Below are 18,153 nucleotides of genomic sequence, written 5' to 3' on the forward strand. Positions count from 1 at the left end.
GTTTGATTTCTAATCCAATATTAGACTTGAGGGGGAAATACAATGGCAGGCGTACGTTTAGAGCATATTTTCAAAAAATACCCGGGTGCCGATAAAGCAACAGTAATTGATATCAATCTTGATATTAAAGATAAGGAATTCCTCGTACTGGTAGGTCCTTCCGGTTGCGGTAAATCCACAACCCTGCGTATGATTGCTGGCCTGGAAGAAATCTCTGAAGGTAAAATGTACATTGGTGACCGTGTAGTGAATGACGTGGCTCCGAAAGACCGCGATATTGCGATGGTATTCCAATCCTACGCCTTGTATCCTCATATGAGTGTATATCAGAACATGGCCTTCGGTCTGAAGCTGCGTAAAGTGAAGAAAGAAGAAATCGACAAGAAAGTACGCGAAGCTGCCAAAATCCTCGATATCGAGCATTTGCTGGACCGCAAACCGAAAGCCCTGTCCGGTGGTCAACGCCAACGTGTCGCTCTGGGCCGTGCAATCGTCCGTGATCCGCAAGTCTTCCTGATGGATGAGCCGCTCTCCAACTTGGATGCTAAACTTCGTGGTCAGATGCGCGCTGAAATCACTAAGCTGGTGAAACGCCTTGAAACCACTTGTATCTACGTAACGCATGACCAGACAGAAGCTATGACGATGGGTGACCGTATCGTAGTTATGTACGATGGTATCATCCAGCAGGCTGCTTCTCCTGAAGAGCTGTACAATGAACCTACGAACCTGTTCGTAGCCGGATTTATCGGTTCCCCTACCATGAACTTTATCAACGGTACACTGTCCGAAGTGAACGGTTCTGTCCGCTTCCGCGCTGAGAACCTTGATGTTGAAGTTCCTGGCGGCAAAGCTACACTGCTGCGCAACAAAGGCTACATCGGCAAGGATGTAATCATGGGCGTTCGTCCAGAAGATATCCATGAAGAGCCGGTATTCCTGGAAGCTTCCCCTAACACAATCTTCACTTCGATGGTTGATGTTACGGAGAACCTGGGTCATGAAATGCTCCTCTACTTGAGCGGTCTTGGCGCTAACACTGTCATTGCCCGTGTAGACGGACGTTCCACTACCCGCGAAGGCAGCAAGCCTAAGCTGGCGATTGATATGAACAAGATCCACATCTTCGACAAAGAATCCGAACTGAACGTACTGCTGGGATAATACCCTTGCATTACTAATAGAGTCTATAATGAACAAAGCCGCCTGAGAAGGCGGCTTTTTCATGTTGAGATCATGAAGGGTGAAGGGTGCGGCCGAGGGGTTTAAGATTGCATTCACCGGCATTATCCATTAAGATAGCAGGAGAATTACCTGTTGCTGGAATGGCCAGACTGAGGACCAGCAGGCGGGGAGCGGCGCTTGACCGCAGGTGACGAAAGGACGGAAGATATGGCTAAGAAGGTAAAGGTATCCGAGTTGGTGCAGCATTTTCAGTTAGAGGTAGTATCCGGGCATGAGGGACTGAAGAGACCGGTCACGGTGGACGATCTGAACCGTCCGGGACTGGAAATGGCCGGTTATTTCGAATATTATCCCGAAGAACGTGTGCAGCTGCTGGGCAAGACTGAGCTGGCCTTCTTCTCCATGCTCTCCGAAGAAGAGCGGAAAGAGCGGATTCGCGGAATCTGCAATGATAATACGCCATGTATTGTAATTACAAGAGGGCTGGAGGTTCCCCAGGAGCTGGTGGACATCAGTAATGAGAAGGGGCTTCCGGTGCTGCGCAGCGCGATGGCGACGACGATTTTCTCCAGCAGACTGACCAGCTTCCTGGAAGGCAGACTGGCACCGACGGCAACCATTCACGGTGTTCTCTGTGATGTCTATGGGGTAGGGATGCTGATTACCGGCAGCAGCGGTATCGGTAAAAGTGAAACGGCACTGGAGCTTGTAAAGCGCGGCCACCGTCTGATCGCCGATGACGCGGTGGAGATCCGCCAGACCTCGGATAATCAGCTGCATGGTACGGCCCCGGAGCTGATCCGGCACCTGCTCGAAATCCGCGGTGTTGGAATTATCAATGTCATGACCCTCTTTGGCGCAGGCGCCATCCGTAACCATAAGCGCATTACACTGGTCGTCAGACTTGAGGCTTGGCAGCAGGACAAGCAGTACGACCGCTTGGGACTGGATGAGGAGACTACCCGAATTATTGATACTGATGTGCCGCTGGTAACCATTCCGGTACGCCCGGGCCGTAACCTTGCGGTTATCATCGAGGTGGCTGCAATGAATTACCGTCTGAAGCAAATGGGCTTCAATGCGGCGCTGCAGTTCACGAATAAACTTACAGCCACTATCTCTGAAGACATGGATGATCTGGATTAGGAGGGTGAGAGCATGTTCTATTCATTAGCGATTGATCCGATTGTCTTCTCGATTGGATCTTTGCCTGTTCACTGGTATGGCCTAATCCTGGGGCTTGGCGCGCTGGCCGGGCTATACCTGTGTATACTGGAGGGCAAACGGTACGGTATTTCGCAGGAGTTCTTCATGGATATGCTGCTGCTGGGCGTGCCCTCGGCTATCATTGCGGCGCGGATTTATTTTGTAGCGTTCAAGTGGGAGGATTATAAGGACAATCTGTGGGACGTCTTTAAAGTCTGGAACGGCGGTATTGCCATCTATGGCGCGTTGATTGGAGCAGTCATCTGCGGAGTGATCTATTTCCGCTATAAAGGCTACTCGGCTTGGCGCCTCATTGATATTTGTGCACCTGGTCTGTTGGCGGGTCAAATGATCGGACGCTGGGGGAACTTCGTGAATCAGGAAGCTTACGGCGGCGTGGTGGAGGAATCGTTCCTGCGCGACAAGCTGCATCTGCCGGATTTCATCGTCAATCAAATGTACATAGGGGATGCCTTCCGTCACCCGGCCTTCCTGTATGAATCACTCTGGAGCCTGCTGGGCATTGTGCTGCTGTTCGTACTGCGGCGTCAGAAGTTTGTGCGTGCCGGTGAAATTTTTATGTCCTATCTCATATGGTACTCCATCGGCCGCTTCTTCATTGAAGCGTTACGGACGGACAGCCTGGCCTTCAACGGCAGCAGTGGGGCGGCCTCATTCATTAATGCGCTGTGGAGTCCGATGAAGTGGCTGGGCTTCGAGCAGGGGTATCTTGACCCGGCTTACGGCAATATTCGTGTCTCGCAATTACTGTCGCTACTGATTATTGTTGCGGCGATTGCCCTGATCATTATCCGGCGCGTTAGCGTCCGGCCGCTGCCTTATTATTCTGATCCGATTGTCAGCACCAAAGCAGCGGCAGCGGATGCTGTCGTTCCAGAGAGTGCAGCAGGCACGGCCGAGAAGGCACCACGGCCGGAGCAGCCGCTTCCAGAACCGAAGGAAGATAAGGAAACAAAGGAGTAGTTGAATTTAATGATGGAATGCGTGTTATTTGACCTGGACGGAACGATTGTGAATACCAATGAGCTGATTATTAACTCATTCATGCACGCACTGAAGGAGAATAATCTGCCTTCTCTAACCCGGGAGCAAATTATTCCGCTGATGGGAACTACACTCCAGCAGCAGCTAAGCTCGTTCTCCGGCCTGGAGGCGAAGGATATTAGTATGCTGGAGCGGTCTTACCGTTCGTACAACAATGCGCATCATGATGAGCTGGTCCAGGCTTTTCCCCATGTGAATGAGACGATGGAGGAGCTGCGGCGCAGGGGTATCAAGCTTGGGGTGGTGACCACCAAGATCCGGCCCAACACACTGAAGTCGCTGGAGCAGTTCGATCTGCTGAAGTACATGGATACGATTGTGACGGTCAATGATGTAACTCATCCGAAGCCGCATCCCGAGCCGGTTCTCACGGCCGTAGCCAATCTGGGCGTTGATCCGGCGAGAACATTGATGGTAGGCGACAGCGCGGTTGATATTCAGTCTGCCAAGGCGGCAGGAGTACGTGTAGCAGGGGTGGCCTGGTCGCTCAAGGGTGAGGATGTGCTGCGGACCTATGAGCCGGATTACATTATCCATGAGATGACGGACTTGTACACTATTGTGGAACAGGAGACCATGCAGCCGTGAGAAAGATAACCCGTTATCCGGTGGAGGGGCCTAATTCGCTCTGGCATATTTACCGTACGGTGAGCCCGTGGAAGGGTGTGCGCAATTTCATTTTTATTCAGATTGCCCGCTATTGCCCGGTCCTGCCGCTGAAGAACTGGATCTACCGCCGGGTACTCGGGATGAAGGTTGGCAAGCATACAGCGTTTGGGCTGATGGCAATGGTTGATGTTTTTTTCCCGGAGCGAATTACGATTGGAGAGAACTCCATCATCGGGTACAACACAACGATCCTGGCTCATGAGTACCTTATCAAAGAGTACCGGCTGGGGGATGTCGTCATCGGTGATCATGTCTTGATCGGTGCCAACACGACCATTCTGCCGGGGGTCACTATCGGGGACGGAGCGGTGGTCGCGGCGGGTTCGGTGGTGCATAAGGATGTGGCTGCCGGAACCTTCGTCGGGGGCAATCCGCTGCGTGAGCTGCGCTCGGCCTCTACGGAGTCACCCCTTGGCGAATAGTCTCTCGGTATACAGACGGGAACGGAACCCTGCAGTTTCAGATTGCGTGTATCTGCGCAGGAGCTGCGGGGTTTCTTGCGTTACCTGCCTGTTCAGGGCAGAATTGGCGGATGGAGCAACCTTTGAGGGTCAGACGAGTATATATTGGCGTAACACTATAGTGCACTTGGTGGGCTAATCAGGAGGAATGTTCATGCTTCAAAAGGAAAGAATTCCCCAGCTTGATATCTTTCGGGCAATTGCTATTTTTGCGGTTATCGCTATTCATGCTACTTCACGGACACTTGCGGAAACACTGGACACGTCTATGTTCGCTCCGTTCCTGTTCATTAATAAGTTCAGCCAGTTTGCGGTTCCTTCGTTTATTTTCCTGAGCGGATTCGTGCTGTTCTACAATTATATCGACCGCCCCCTGGGAGGGAAGGTACTGGCGAAATTCTACACCCGCAGGCTGATCTATATTATTGTGCCTTATCTGGTCTTCTCGGTGCTGTACTTTGCCCTGAAAATGACGGCCGGACATACCTGGGGTCTGCCTCTGCAGGAGCTTGCAGCGAAGTTCGGCAAATACCTGTGGACCGGCACGGCGTATACACATCTGTATTACATCATCATTATTATTCAGTTCTATGTGTTGTTCCCGCTGATGCTGTGGTGTCTGCAGAAGCTGCGGAAGCTGGCGGCATGGGCACCGGTTGCCGGGCTTGCGCTTCAGTGGGGCTTCGTGCTGCTGAACAAGTATATGGTGAACCACGGGTACTGGAAGCTGTCCAAGGGCAGTCTGGCCATCACCTATTTCTCGTATTTCCTACTGGGTGCGGCCATTGCGGTCTATTACAGCTCTCTGAAAAAATGGCTGATTCCATCCCGCGAAGGCTGGCGCTCCGGCAAAGGGGCCGGCTGGGTCGTGCTATGGCTTCTATGGGCAGCGGCTGGAATCGGGCATGTGGTCCTGTGGTATAACAATTATACGAAGAAAACAGTAATCAACAGCCTGTGGTATGAAGGCTTCTCGAACTTCCATGCCCTGCTCTCCTGTCTGGTGCTGTTCCAGTTGTCCTTCCTGCTGTACGGTGCAGGGCGCAGCCTGCTGACCCGGTTGCTGCTCTCGGCAGGGGCCTGCTCCTTCGGCATCTATCTGCTGCATCCGCTGCTCCTGTTCATGTACCGGAAGATTCCGTTCCACGGCGGATCTCTTGCCTACACGGCGGCGATTGCAGGCGGCTGGCTCGTAGCCCTGCTGGGCTCCTGGGTGGTGGTCGCGCTTGCCTTCCGTTATGTGAAGCCCGCTTGGATGGTGTTCGGCTCGGCACCGCAGAAGCCGGCAGCAGCAGCGAAGCCAACCGGGTCGTCCGTGAATTAATAAAAGCGCCTGCTGGCCGCATATCTTATGCGGCTGGCGGGCGCTTTTGGGCTATATTGAAGATTAATTCGTCTGCTCGCCGGCCTGCTCACGCTGGAACTCGGCAATGGCCTGATACTGGTCCTCCAGGCTGCGGAAGACGGAGATGAAGATCGGCAGCAGCTGCTTGTAGGCTTTGGCATGGGCGGTGACCGGCTCATGGCGGTGGGTGGAGCCGATCATGGGGAACACCGCATCGAAGGAGCTGATCCGGCCCAAGGCGTACAAGCCAAGGACAACAGCGCCAAGGCAGGAGCTCTCGAAGCTCTCCGGGACCACCACCTCCTGGTCGAAGATATCGGCCATCATCTGCCGCCATAGCTCAGAGCGGGCGAAGCCCCCGGTGGCCAGGATTCTGACAGGCTCACCGATGCATTCCTCCATGGCGAGCAGTACAGTATACATATTGAAGATGACGCCTTCCAGCACAGCGCGGATCATATGCTCCTTGCGGTGGTTCATGCTCAGGCCGAAGAAGGAGCCGCGGGCATCGGGATTCCACAGCGGAGCGCGCTCTCCGGTCAGGTAAGGATGGAACAATAGCCCATTGCTGCCCGGCGGCACCTGTGCGGCGATCCGGGTCAATACTTCATAAGGATCTATGCCCAGGCGCTTCGCCGTCTCCACCTCGGAGGCGGCGAACTCGTCCCGCACCCAGCGGAAGAGCATCCCGCCATTGTTCACCGGGCCGCCGATGACCCAGAGCTTGTCCGTGAGCGCATAGCAGAAGATCCGTCCTTTGGGATCGGTCAGCGGGCGGTCCACTACGGTGCGGAGGGCTCCGCTGGTGCCGATCGTTGCAGCAATTACGCCCGGCTCGATCGCGCCAACCCCCAGGTTGGACAGCACACCGTCACTGGCCCCCACCACGAACGGGGTCGCAGGCAGCAGCCCCAGCTCCGCGGCAAGTCCAGGCAGCAGCCCGCGCAGGATCTCGGTGGTCGGTACAGGCCGGGACAGGTGCTCGCGTGTGACACCGGCAATCTGCAGGGCTTCATCATCCCAGTCCAGCTGCTCCAGATTGAACATGCCTGTAGCAGAGGCGATGGAATAGTCGATAACATAGTCGCCGAACAGCTTGAAGAAGACATACTCCTTAATGGAGATGAACTTATGGGTCTGCTTGAACAGTTCAGGATGGTCTTCGCCAAGCCACATCAGCTTGGTAATCGGGGACATGGGATGGATCGGAGTCCCTGTGCGCATATACAGCTCATGTCCGTTCAGTTCATCCTTAAGCCGCGCCGCACTGCGGCTGCTCCGGTTATCTGCCCAGGTAATGCAGGCGGTCAGCGGGGCTCCTGAGGCATCCACAGCGATGACGCTGTGCATCGCCGAGCTGAAGGAGACCAGCAGGACCTGTTCCGGGGAGACACGGCTGTCTTGCATGACTGAGGCAATGGTATGGAAGACGGCCTTCAGAATCAGCTCCGGGTCCTGCTCGGCGACAGAGGGGGAGGGCTGGTGCAGCGGGTAGCCTTGATTACTCTGGGCCAGAATGGTTCCGCTCTCCTCAAAGAGAACAGCCTTGGTGCTGGTGGTTCCGATATCTACGCCTATCATATAGGAGGTACTCAAGCTGTCAGTCCTTCTTTCTGTTATGGAATAGCTCTCTAATTACCTTCATTATATGCGCCGCCTCTACCGGAGGCAAAAGGAACTCTTGCAAAAGAAGGCCAAGGCCATGGAAGTCTGGCTTCCGGCGCGGTATGATTGTAGTGTATTGTTGACGCCGCATGAGAGTCCGTGATACGATATTGCCACTACTTTACTTTGCTACCACTTTACCATGTTGAAGTGTTATGGAGAACCCTTCCTAGATTATCTGATGAGGTGAACATTGACGATGGCTAAGCCCAAGGGATTTGAAAAGCCTGCCGGCGTGAGGGATTATCTCCCGCGTGCGGTGACGAAGCTGCGCAAGATCGAGAAGGATGTGCTCTATTGCATGAGCCGCTGGGGTTACCGGCAGATGATTACGCCTACGCTTGAATATTACGATACGGTCGGTGTGGCCAGCTCCACATCGGACCAGAAGCTGTATAAATTGCTTAACAACCGGGGCCAGGCGCTGGTGCTGCGCTCGGAGATGACGGCCCCTGTAGCCCGTGTGGTCTCGTCTCTGCTCAAGGATGAGCCGCTGCCGCTGCGCCTGTCTTATCATGCCAACGTCTTCCGGGCAATTGAGGAGGAGGCGGGCCGGGAGGCCGAATTCTTCCAGACCGGGGTGGAGCTGGTCGGGGATGATTCGCCGGAGGCCGATGCCGAGGTGGTGGCGCTGGCAATTGCCTCGCTGCAGGCGGCAGGGGTGAAGTCCTTCAAGATTGCCATGGGGCATGTCGGCTTCCTGGACGGCCTGTTCCAGGAGGCGGTGGCCGGTCTGCCGGAGGCCCAGGAGGAGCTGAAGAGCCATCTGCTCAGCCGGGATTATGTCGCCTTCCGCGATACGCTGCGGCGGCTGGACCTGTCTGAAGCCCAGAAGCAGGAGCTGGACGGCCTGCTGCGGCTGCGGGGCGGCAAGGAGATCTGCGGCCAGGCGCTGGAGCTGAGCAGCCATCCGCTGGCGCGCGCATCCATAGAGCATCTGTGCAAGGTGTGGGAGGTGCTGGTGGCTTATGGCGTCTCCGAGCATGTGCTGATTGATCTGACAATGATCGGCGATTTCTCCTACTACACCGGCATGACCTTTGAGGGTTACGCTGCGGAGCTGGGCTTCCCGGTATGCAGCGGCGGCCGGTATGACAATCTGCTCCAGCAGTTCGGACGCCCGGTTCCTTCGACCGGCTTCTCGCTGAAGACGAACCGGATTCTCGATGGCGTTCCGGGGCTGCCGGAGGAGGAGGAGCTGCCGGTTCTGGTACAGTATGACGCCCTCCGGCGTCAGGAGGGGCTTGCTGAAGCCGCACGCTTACGGAGTGAAGGACATGCGGTGGTAACCCGGCTGGCCGCCGGACCGGAGGAGCTGAAGACGGTGAAGCGGCTGGATACGGACACGGTGGAGGCTGAGGGCGAGCGGTACGGGGAGATCTACACGTTCGTATCTTTTGTCAGCGAGCACGGTTGAGTGCGGCAGCGGGTTGTAATCTTGATACGGAATGCCTGACACGGAATGCTGGATATAGAATGCTAAATACGGAATACCTGACAAGGAATGCGTTAGAGCTGTACTGTTACTATAGGAGCGAAACACGAAACGGAGGCGGAATCGTTGGCACAGATTCTTAAGGTGGCCATGCCGAAAGGCCGGATATACAATAAAGCGGCAGAGCTGTTCCGCAAGGCGGGACTGCCGATTCCCCCGGACGGGGAAGAGTCGCGCAAGCTGGTGATTGCCCTGCCGGAGGCAGGGATGGAATTCATTCTGGCCAAGCCGGTGGATGTGCCTACTTATGTAGAGTACGGGGTAGCGGATATCGGCATTGTCGGCAAGGATGTACTGCTTGAAGAGAACCGTGATGTCTATGAGCTGCTGGATCTGGGCATCGCCCGCTGCCGGATGTCCATCATCGGGCTGCCCAACTGGCAGCCGGGCATTCAGCAGCGGGTCGCGACCAAATACCCGAATGTGGCTTCGCGGTACTTCCGCGAGCAGGGCCAGCAGGTCGAGGTGGTCAAGCTGAACGGCTCGATCGAGCTGGCGCCGCTGATCGGCCTGGCCGACCGGATCGTCGATATGGTGGAGACCGGCCAGACGCTGAAGGATAACGGACTGGTGGAGATGCAGAGCATCTTCGAGATCACCAGCCGGCTGGTGGCGAACCGGGTCAGCTACCGGATGAAGAACGGGGAGATTCAGCAGCTGTGCGACCGCCTGCAGAATGTTATCGCAGGGCCGGGGCTGCAGTTGAAATAGTGCTTGAAGAAGAGGCAAAAGGGGGAAGAGCGGTGAAGGTTCAATCCAGCAAGGATTTCAAGCTACAGCGTGAAGTGGAGTATGGCACGCCGGAGCAGAACAAGGCGGTGCGCGAGATCGTGGCAGCGATTAAGCAGGAGGGCGATGCAGCGCTGCTCCGCTACACGGAGCGCTTCGACGGGGTCACTCTGACGCCCGCGCAGCTGCGGGTGACGCAGGAGGAGCTGGAGGAGGCTTACAGCCGGGTAGAGGCGTCCTTCGTGACGGCCATCCGGGCAGCGGCCGATAATATCCGGGCCTTCCATACGCGGCAGAAGCGCAATTCCTGGATGGATCTGCAGCCGGACGGCACGATCCTCGGCCAGATCATCCGCCCGCTGAAGCGGGTGGGCGTGTATGTTCCCGGCGGCAAGGCAGCGTACCCGTCCTCGGTGCTGATGAACGTCATTCCGGCACAGATCGCCGGGGTGCCGGAGATTGTGATGGTGACACCGCCTTCGACAGGCGGCCGTGAAGGCATAGATCCTTATATTCTCGTGGCCGCCGCCGAGGCGGGCGTACACGAGATCTACCGCATCGGCGGCGCGCAGGCAGTCGCCGCCCTGGCCTTCGGCACGGAGTCAATCGTGCCGGTGGACAAGATCTGCGGGCCGGGGAACATCTTCGTGGCCCTGGCCAAGCGCGAGGTCTACGGCGCGGTCGACATCGACAGCATCGCCGGACCGAGCGAGATCGTCGTGCTCGCCGACGATACCGCCGAGGCCGCCTACATCGCGGCCGACCTGCTCTCGCAGGCCGAGCACGACGAGATGGCGTCGGCGATCCTCGTGACGCCGTCGCAGCGTCTCGCGGAGGCGGTGGCTGCCGAGGTGGAGCGGCAGCTTCAGGCGTTGCCGCGCGAGCCAATCGCGCGGGCCTCGGTGGAGAACTACGGCGCGATCATCGTCGTAGACTCACTGGCGGAGGGCATCTCCGTGGTGAACCGGCTGGCGCCGGAGCATCTGGAGATTGTGGCAGCGGACCCGATGGGGCTGGCCGGCGCGATTGAGAACGCCGGGGCGATCTTCCTGGGTCCGTACAGCTCGGAGCCGGTCGGCGACTACTTCGCCGGACCGAACCACATTATCCCGACGAACGGAACCGCCCGGTTCTCTTCGCCGGTGGATGTAGATGACTTCATCAAGAAGTCCAGTCTGATCTACTACAGCAAGGAAGCGCTGCTGCGGGATGGAGCAGCCATTATGGAGCTGGCCCGGCGCGAGGGGCTGGAAGGCCATGCCCGGGCGATTGAGCTCCGGCTGATGAACGAAGCGAAAGGTGGAGACGGAAATGGACAATAATAACGAACAGGCGCTGCGCAAGGCCGGACTGAGCCGGACAACCAACGAAACGGATATTAAGCTATCCTTGGCTGTAGACGGCAGCGGGGTGTCCGAGCTGGAGACCGATGTGCCGTTCCTGAATCATATGCTGGATCTGTTCACGAAGCATGGACAGTTCGACCTTGCCGTGCAGGCACGCGGAGATATTGATATTGATGACCACCATACCGTGGAGGACATCGGCATCTGTCTCGGACAGGCGCTGCGGGAGGCGCTGGGCGACAAAAAAGGCATTAAACGTTACGCAAGTGTCTTCGTCCCGATGGATGAGGCACTGGCCCAGGTTGTGATTGATATCAGCAACCGCCCGCATTTTGAATACCGGGCGGAGTATCCTTCGCAGCAGGTAGGCAGCTTCTCGACAGAGCTGGTGCATGAATTCCTGTGGAAGTTCGCGCTGGAGGCCCGAATTACGCTGCATGTCATCGTGCATTACGGGGCGAACACCCACCACATGATTGAAGCGGTGTTCAAGGCGCTGGGCCGGGCGCTGGATGAAGCGACCCAGGTGGATCCCCGCGTGAAGGGCGTGCCTTCCACGAAGGGAGTGCTGTAGCATGGCCGTAGCAATCGTCGATTACGGCATGGGCAACCTGCACAGCGTCAGCAAGGCGGTGGAGCGGCTGGGCTATACAAGTCTGGTCACCGCCGATGCCGCTGAGATTCTGGCGGCAGACAGCGTTATTCTGCCCGGGGTCGGTGCATTCGGCGATGCGATGGAGCATCTGCGGGAGAGCGGGATGGACACCGTCGTCCGGGCCGCCGCAGCAGCAGGACAGCCGCTGCTGGGTATCTGTCTCGGGATGCAGCTGCTGTTCGACAGCAGCGAGGAGCATGGCGAGCATCAGGGGCTGGGGCTGCTGCCCGGCTCGGTGGTACGGTTCGCGCCCCGGGACGGCTATAAGGTGCCGCATATGGGCTGGAACAGGTTGAGCTTCCGTCAGCCGGAGAGCGAGCTTGTGGCCGGGCTTACCGAAGGCCATGTCTACTTCGTCCACTCCTATCACGCCCTTCCTGCGGAGGACAGCGATCTGATCGCCGTGACGGATTACGGACATCCGGTAACGGCAATTGTGGGGCGGGGCAATGTCTACGGAATGCAGTTCCACCCGGAGAAGAGCGGGGAGCTGGGCATCAAGCTGCTGGATCATTTCCTGCACATCAAGGCACAGCAGGCCTAGGCCTGCCTGGAATCACTATAAATGCAATGAAAGCGGGGAGCGTTCATGTCTTCATTTATCATCTACCCGGCGATTGACATCCGGGACGGCAAGTGTGTCCGGCTGCAGCAGGGCGATTATGCCCAGGAGACCATCTATAACGACAGTCCGGTGCAGGTGGCCAAAGCATGGGAGGAGCAGGGCGGACAGTACATCCATCTGGTCGATCTGGACGGAGCCAAGGCGGGACATCCCGTCAATGATGAGATTATCGGCGCCATTGCCCGGCAGGCGAATGTTCCGGTGCAGGTCGGCGGCGGCCTCCGTACGCTGGCAGACGTGGAGAAGCTGCTGGGCCTCGGGGTCAGCCGGGTGATTATCGGTACAGCGGCGATTAACGATCAGGCTTTTACGGAAAAGGTGCTCGCTGAATATGGCGATAAGGTTGCTATCGGGATCGATGCCCGCAACGGCTATGTGGCTACCCACGGATGGCTGAACACTTCGGAGGTCCGGGCAGAAGACCTGGCCCGTGAGCTGGCCGCCAAGGGTGCGGAGACCTTCATCTATACCGACATCTCCCGGGACGGGATGATGCAGGGGCCGAACGTGGATGGGATTCTGTCGATGGCCAAGGCCAGCGGCAAGAGTGTCATCGCCTCCGGCGGGGTAACGAGCCTGGACGATCTGCTGCGTCTGAATGTACATAACGGCAGCGGAATCGGCGGGGCGATTGTCGGCAAGGCGCTGTATACCGGCAACATTGCGCTGCCTGAAGCCTTGCAGGCGCTGCGCACATCCTCAGCCCCGCAGTAATTAAGAATACGATAGCCTGTGCAATACAAGGAGGGGTCTTAGGATGTTGGCGAAACGGATTATCCCCTGTCTGGACGTGAAGGACGGACGGGTGGTGAAGGGCGTTAATTTTGTGAACCTGCGCGATGCCGGAGACCCGGTGGAGCTGGCGGCGCTGTATGACCGCGAGGGAGCGGATGAGCTGGTGTTCCTGGACATCTCCGCTTCGGTGGAAGGCAGAGCGACTATGATCGAGGTGGTCCGCCAGACGGCTGGAGAGATCGCGATTCCCTTCACCGTCGGCGGGGGGATCTCAACCCCGGACGATATGAAGCGGATTCTGCGCGCCGGAGCGGACAAAATCGGCATCAACACGGCCGCGGTCAATAACCCCCAGCTGATCCTGGAGGGTGCGCGTCGCTTCGGTTCCCAGTGCATTGTGCTGGCGATGGACGCCAAATATAATGAAGCCTGGGGCGAATGGGAAGTGTATACCCACGGCGGGCGCAAGCCCACCGGTATCCGGGCTCTTGCCTGGGCCAAGGAGGCCGAAGCGCTGGGAGCGGGCGAGATTCTGCTGACCAGCATGGATGCCGACGGCACCAAGGACGGCTTCGATCTGAAGCTGACGGCGGCGGTAAGCGATCTGCTGAGCATCCCTGTCATAGCGTCCGGCGGGGCCGGAAGAATTGAGCATTTCTATGATGTATTTACCGAGGGCCGGGCGGATGCCGGACTTGCTGCTACGATTTTCCATTATAAAGAGATTGGCATTCATGACCTGAAGACTGATCTGAAGCAAAGAGGGGTAGAGATCCGATGAGCGAGGACAAGAAGGACATAGCACAGCGCCAGCAGGAAGCGGTGGAGGGCATCCGCTGGAACGAAGCGGGGCTGCTGCCTGCGGTAGTTCAGGATGCGCGTACCCTGGAGGTCTTAATGTTCGCCTATATGAATCCTGAGTCGCTGGAGCGTTCCCTTACGAGCGGCCAGACCTGGTTCTGGAGCCGTTCGCGCAGCGAGCTGTGGCATAAGGGCGGAACGTCAGGCAATACGCAGGCGATCACCTCGATTCACTATGACTGCGACAGCGACACGCTGCTGGTGAAGGTGGTGCCGGAAGGCCCGGCCTGCCACACTGGGGAGAATAGCTGCTTCTACCGCGAGATTCCGCTGGATGCACCGGCGGCCGTAACGGAAGCTCCAGGCGCTGACAGCGGCCGCTTCGCGGTACTGGGTGAGCTGGAGCGTGTGATTGCTGAGCGCGAGGCGAACCGTCCTGAGGGGGCGTACACCACTTATCTGTTCGATAAGGGCGTGGACAAGATTCTGAAGAAGGTCGGGGAGGAAGCCTCCGAGACGATTATTGCCGCCAAAAATAAAGATAACGCTGAGCTGCGTCTTGAGGTCAGCGATCTGATCTATCACCTGCTCGTACTGCTGCAGGAGCGCAAGCTGCCGCTGGATGAGATTCTGGATGAGCTGAGCGCCCGTCATGAGCGGCCCCGCCGCGATTAGGAGGGATGAAGCCGGTATGCATATCGATTATCATACCCATCATGAGCGCTGCGGCCATGCCGTAGGGAAGCTTGAAGAGTACGTGCAGCGCGGCGTGGCCCTGGGGCTGACGCAGCTTGGGCTGTCGGATCATCTGCCGCTGATTCATGTCGATCCCGAGCATTATTATCCCGAGATGGCGATGCCGCTTGCCGAGCTTCCGCGTTATGTGGAGGAATGCCTCACGCTGAAGGAGCGTTACCGCGGAACGATTGAGCTGCGGGTGGGGCTGGAGGCGGATTATATCGAGGGCTATGAGGAGCAGATCCGCGAGCTTTTGGCGCCGTATCCCTGGGATTATCTGATTGGCTCGGTGCATTTCCTGGGCGAATGGGATATTACCGATCATAGGCAGACCCACGGCTGGGAGGGCCAGGATGTAATGCAGGTCTACCGCCGTTATTATAAGGCTGTACAGAAGTCGGCGTTATCGGGATTATATGATATTATAGGACATATGGATGTCATCAAACGGTTTGGATATGGGCCGGTGTCTCCTGAAGAGCAGGCGGAAGCCAGAGCACTGGAGCTGGACACGCTGAAGGTCATTGCAGATTGCGGAATAGCGATGGAGCTGAATGCCTCGGGGCTGTTCAAGCCCTGCGCCGAGATGTTCCCGGCCGGGCATGTGCTTGCTCAGGCATTCGAGCTGGGCATTCCGCTTACACTGGGCTCTGACGCGCATGATCCTATGAAGCTTGGGGACGGCTTGCCGGAAGCCCGGAGAATGCTCTGGCAGACCGGCTTCCGTGAGCTGGCCGTCTTCGAGGGACGCCGCCGCAGCTCCGTGCCGTTTGAAGTCTAAATTGAATCCCAGGAGGGTATTATGCATCATCAATTACGGATTTTTTCCGGTTCGTCGAATCCGAAGCTGGCCGCTGACATCGCGGAGCGCCTTGGCGCACCGCTGGGCCTGGTCAAACTGACACGTTTCAAAAGCGGCGAGATTTATGTGCATTATGAAGAGAGCATCCGGAACTGCGACGTATTTTTGGTGCAATCCCTGGCTCATCCGATTAACGAGCTGTTCGTCGAGCTGCTGGTGATGATTGATGCCGCCAAACGCGCCTCGGCCAGAACGGTGAACATTATCGTTCCGTATTACGGGTATGCCCGGCAGGAGCGCAAATCGGCCCCGCGTGAGCCCATCTCCGCCAAAATGGTCGCCGATGTGCTGACGACTGCTGGCGCGACCCGGGTGATTACCATCGATCTCCATGCGGCGGCGATTCAAGGATTCTTCAATATTCCGGTGGATCATCTGACGGCGCTTGACCTGATCAGCGGGTATCTGAAGGTGAAGGGGCTGAGCGATCTGGTGGTGGTCTCCCCGGATGCGGGACGCGCCTCCATGGCCGAGAAGCTGGCCAGCCGGCTCGATTCCCCGTTCGCCATTATGATTAAGAAGCGTCCGGCCCACAACGAATCGGTGATTACACATGTCATCGGCGATGTGGAGGGCAGAACGCCGATCATTATCGAGGATCTGATCGATACCGGAACCACGATCGTGAACGTGGTCGAGGGACTGAAGGAGCGGGGCGCCCGGAACAGCATTGTCTGTGCAACGCACGGCCTGTTCTCCGGGGATGCGCTGACGCGCATGGATCACCCCAATATCGATGAGATCGTCATCACGGATTCTATCGCCCTGCCGGCTGAGCATTCCAGCCGATTCGCGGTGCTCTCGGTCGCTCCCATGCTGGCCGAAGCCACGAGAATTATCATCGAGGGCGGTTCCATAGACAAGCTGTTCAGAGACGCGGGGATTTAACGCCTGCGTCTCTTTTTTCTGCCCATAGACTCGGCCGGACTGCCGGAGAAGCCCTGTGTTCACCTGTCTATGAGAAACACAGCTGCGAGGCTGCAGCTTTTCAAGCTTTTACCTCCCCCTCAGCCTTCTCTGAGATTGAGAATCTCCCTGCCACATGTGGTATACTGTGTGAAGACAGACAGCCGGAACCGTAAATGGAAACGAACAGGCAAGGCTGGGGAAGCTGATTAAGGGAGGTGTCTTGCTTCCATGATGGAGATAACTTCAGAGCATACCGCAGAGGACCTTAAGGTCATTCCGGTGACTCTGGATGCGAATTTCTTCTTTGAACGAGCCGTGCGGTCGCTGGACCGCTTTCAATATGACAAGGCATTAAAGAATTTTCGCAAAGCTGTTGAATATGAGCCGGATAATCCGGTGAATCATTGCAATATGGCGGGTATATTATCGGAGATGGGGAATTATACAGAGTCGAATAAGATTCTGGCCCATGTCCTGGAGAAGATTGATCCGGCCATGACCGAATGCCATTTCTATATGGCTAATAACTTCGCGAATATGGAAAGCTTTGAAGAAGCGGAGCGCGCGCTGGTCACTTACCTCGAAGAGGATGCCAGCGGCGAGTTCATCGCTGAATCGGAGGAGCTGATGGAGCTGCTGCAATATGAGCTGAACCGTCCGGCTCCGCTGGTGCGCATCCGCAGCCGCGAAGGTGCCTTTGAGCATGACAAGGCCCGCAGTCTGCTGGAGGAGGGCAAATTCCCCCAGGCGGTGGAGCTGCTGGAGGAGATTACGGCGAGCACGCCGGACTTCCTGGCGGCACATAATAACCTGGCGCTGGCCTATTTCTACATGGGCCGGTTCGCCAAATCGCAGGAATGCCTGAACGAGGTGCTGAAGCAGGACCCGGGCAACCTTCATGCGCTCTGCAACATGGCGATCTTCCTGCAGTATGCGGGCGAGAAGGAGCAGCTGGAGCCTCTGCTGGCGATGTTGGAGGCGACTGTGCCGTTCCACCAGGAGCATGTGTTCAAAATGGCGACCACGATGGGCATCCTGGGACGGCATGACGCGGCTTACAGCCATTTCCGCCGTCTGCTGAAGGATGAGGAGGTCTCCGGCGATGCCGGGCTCTACCATTACTGCGCGGCGGCGGCGAGCAACAGCGGCCGGTACAGTGAGGCGCTGCGCTGCTGGAGGCAGGCCGCCAAGCTGGACCCGGACTCGGCTGTGCCGGCGTTCTTCCTGGCCCAGCTTCAGCAGGCACAGGGGGAAGGCCGGTCCATGCCTGCGGTCAGCTACAATTACCAGCTGCCCTTCCAGGAGCAGCTCAAGCAGTGGAAGGGCCAGCCCGGCCGCTTCACGGAAGAGGTGCGGAATAACCCGCTGCTGCGCGCTTCATTCTTCTGGGCGCTGCGTTACGGGGACGCCTCCACGAAGTTTCAGGTGACCGAAGCCCTCCGCTGGATTGAGGACGAGGAGCTGTCCGGGTCGCTGCGCGGCGTGCTGGAGGAGGAGCTGCTGCAGACGGACCGCCTGCAGGAGGCAGCCTTGTTCAGCCTGCAGCGGCTGATCGGGGGTCACCGCGAGGAAGCGGGCGCCCCTCTTGAGAACCAGGAGCCGGCTGGCGGCAAGCTGCCGGGAACGGGTGGCTTGCCGCCATCCACCACCGGAGTGTAAACT

18 protein-coding genes are annotated in these 18,153 nt (G+C 57.5%); 17 read left to right on the plus strand and 1 reads right to left on the minus strand.

Features of this window, described 5'->3' with window-relative positions; translation table 11 throughout:
- Positions 1-42 precede the first annotated feature (42 nt).
- From ugpC to MHI24_RS17145, 6 genes are all read left to right on the plus strand, one after another.
- Positions 43-1,164, plus strand: a complete 1,122-nt coding sequence (ugpC, locus tag MHI24_RS17120) for a sn-glycerol-3-phosphate ABC transporter ATP-binding protein UgpC (RefSeq protein ID WP_340020737.1) — start codon at positions 43-45, stop codon at positions 1,162-1,164.
- Positions 1,165-1,392: 228 nt separating this feature from the next.
- Positions 1,393-2,331, plus strand: coding sequence for an HPr(Ser) kinase/phosphatase (gene hprK, locus MHI24_RS17125; RefSeq protein ID WP_340020738.1), 939 nt, complete (start codon positions 1,393-1,395; stop codon positions 2,329-2,331).
- Between the two features lie 12 nt (positions 2,332-2,343).
- A complete protein-coding gene (gene lgt / locus MHI24_RS17130; protein WP_340020739.1) occupies positions 2,344-3,375 on the plus strand; it encodes a prolipoprotein diacylglyceryl transferase in 1,032 nt (343 codons plus the stop codon).
- Between the two features lie 9 nt (positions 3,376-3,384).
- Positions 3,385-4,044, plus strand: coding sequence for a pyrophosphatase PpaX (gene ppaX, locus MHI24_RS17135; RefSeq protein WP_340020740.1), 660 nt, complete (start codon positions 3,385-3,387; stop codon positions 4,042-4,044).
- Positions 4,041-4,547: an acyltransferase gene (locus tag MHI24_RS17140; RefSeq protein WP_340020741.1), complete on the plus strand. Its 507-nt coding sequence runs from the start codon at positions 4,041-4,043 to the stop codon at positions 4,545-4,547. Before ppaX ends, MHI24_RS17140 begins: the two co-directional genes overlap by 4 nt.
- 193 nt (positions 4,548-4,740) lie before the next feature.
- Positions 4,741-5,910: an acyltransferase gene (locus MHI24_RS17145; protein ID WP_340020742.1), complete on the plus strand. Its 1,170-nt coding sequence runs from the start codon at positions 4,741-4,743 to the stop codon at positions 5,908-5,910.
- Between the two features lie 63 nt (positions 5,911-5,973).
- Here the strand turns inward: MHI24_RS17145 and gntK are convergent, their stop codons facing one another.
- The gene (gntK, locus tag MHI24_RS17150) at positions 5,974-7,512 is read right to left on the minus strand and encodes a gluconokinase (RefSeq protein ID WP_340026714.1); all 1,539 of its coding nucleotides are present in this window, start codon (positions 7,510-7,512) and stop codon (positions 5,974-5,976) included.
- 283 nt (positions 7,513-7,795) lie between these two features.
- Between gntK and MHI24_RS17155 the strand changes: the two genes are divergently transcribed.
- The 11 genes from MHI24_RS17155 to MHI24_RS17205 all read left to right on the plus strand — a co-directional run bounded on the left by MHI24_RS17155 (position 7,796) and on the right by MHI24_RS17205 (position 18,150).
- Complete coding sequence (locus tag MHI24_RS17155; RefSeq protein ID WP_340020743.1) at positions 7,796-9,013, plus strand: ATP phosphoribosyltransferase regulatory subunit; 1,218 nt, start codon at positions 7,796-7,798, stop codon at positions 9,011-9,013.
- Positions 9,014-9,157: 144 nt separating this feature from the next.
- Complete coding sequence (gene hisG / locus MHI24_RS17160; RefSeq protein WP_340020744.1) at positions 9,158-9,802, plus strand: ATP phosphoribosyltransferase; 645 nt, start codon at positions 9,158-9,160, stop codon at positions 9,800-9,802.
- A 32-nt stretch (positions 9,803-9,834) separates the two neighbouring features.
- Entirely contained in the window at positions 9,835-11,142 is a 1,308-nt protein-coding gene (hisD, locus tag MHI24_RS17165) for a histidinol dehydrogenase (RefSeq protein WP_340020745.1), read from the plus strand.
- A complete protein-coding gene (hisB, locus tag MHI24_RS17170) occupies positions 11,132-11,740 on the plus strand; it encodes an imidazoleglycerol-phosphate dehydratase HisB (protein ID WP_340020746.1) in 609 nt (202 codons plus the stop codon). The genes hisD and hisB overlap by 11 nt, the downstream gene beginning before the upstream one ends.
- A 1-nt stretch (position 11,741) precedes the next feature.
- Positions 11,742-12,365: an imidazole glycerol phosphate synthase subunit HisH gene (hisH, locus tag MHI24_RS17175; protein WP_340020747.1), complete on the plus strand. Its 624-nt coding sequence runs from the start codon at positions 11,742-11,744 to the stop codon at positions 12,363-12,365.
- A gap of 45 nt (positions 12,366-12,410) precedes the next feature.
- Positions 12,411-13,160, plus strand: a complete 750-nt coding sequence (hisA, locus tag MHI24_RS17180; protein WP_340020749.1) for a 1-(5-phosphoribosyl)-5-[(5-phosphoribosylamino)methylideneamino]imidazole-4-carboxamide isomerase — start codon at positions 12,411-12,413, stop codon at positions 13,158-13,160.
- A gap of 43 nt (positions 13,161-13,203) precedes the next feature.
- Positions 13,204-13,962 carry an imidazole glycerol phosphate synthase subunit HisF gene (gene hisF / locus MHI24_RS17185; protein ID WP_340020750.1) on the plus strand — a complete coding sequence of 253 codons (759 nt, stop codon included), beginning with the start codon at positions 13,204-13,206 and terminating at the stop codon, positions 13,960-13,962.
- Positions 13,959-14,657, plus strand: a complete 699-nt coding sequence (gene hisIE, locus MHI24_RS17190) for a bifunctional phosphoribosyl-AMP cyclohydrolase/phosphoribosyl-ATP diphosphatase HisIE (RefSeq protein WP_340020751.1) — start codon at positions 13,959-13,961, stop codon at positions 14,655-14,657. Before hisF ends, hisIE begins: the two co-directional genes overlap by 4 nt.
- 16 nt (positions 14,658-14,673) lie before the next feature.
- The gene (gene hisJ / locus MHI24_RS17195) at positions 14,674-15,501 is read left to right on the plus strand and encodes a histidinol-phosphatase HisJ (protein WP_340020752.1); all 828 of its coding nucleotides are present in this window, start codon (positions 14,674-14,676) and stop codon (positions 15,499-15,501) included.
- Between the two features lie 21 nt (positions 15,502-15,522).
- The gene (locus tag MHI24_RS17200; protein WP_340020753.1) at positions 15,523-16,470 is read left to right on the plus strand and encodes a ribose-phosphate pyrophosphokinase; all 948 of its coding nucleotides are present in this window, start codon (positions 15,523-15,525) and stop codon (positions 16,468-16,470) included.
- Between the two features lie 249 nt (positions 16,471-16,719).
- The gene (locus MHI24_RS17205) at positions 16,720-18,150 is read left to right on the plus strand and encodes a tetratricopeptide repeat protein (RefSeq protein WP_340020754.1); all 1,431 of its coding nucleotides are present in this window, start codon (positions 16,720-16,722) and stop codon (positions 18,148-18,150) included.
- Positions 18,151-18,153: the final 3 nt, after the last annotated feature.

Origin of the sequence: Paenibacillus sp. FSL K6-1096 (assembly GCF_037977055.1) — a bacterium.
GTDB lineage: Bacteria > Bacillota > Bacilli > Paenibacillales > Paenibacillaceae > Paenibacillus_AQ.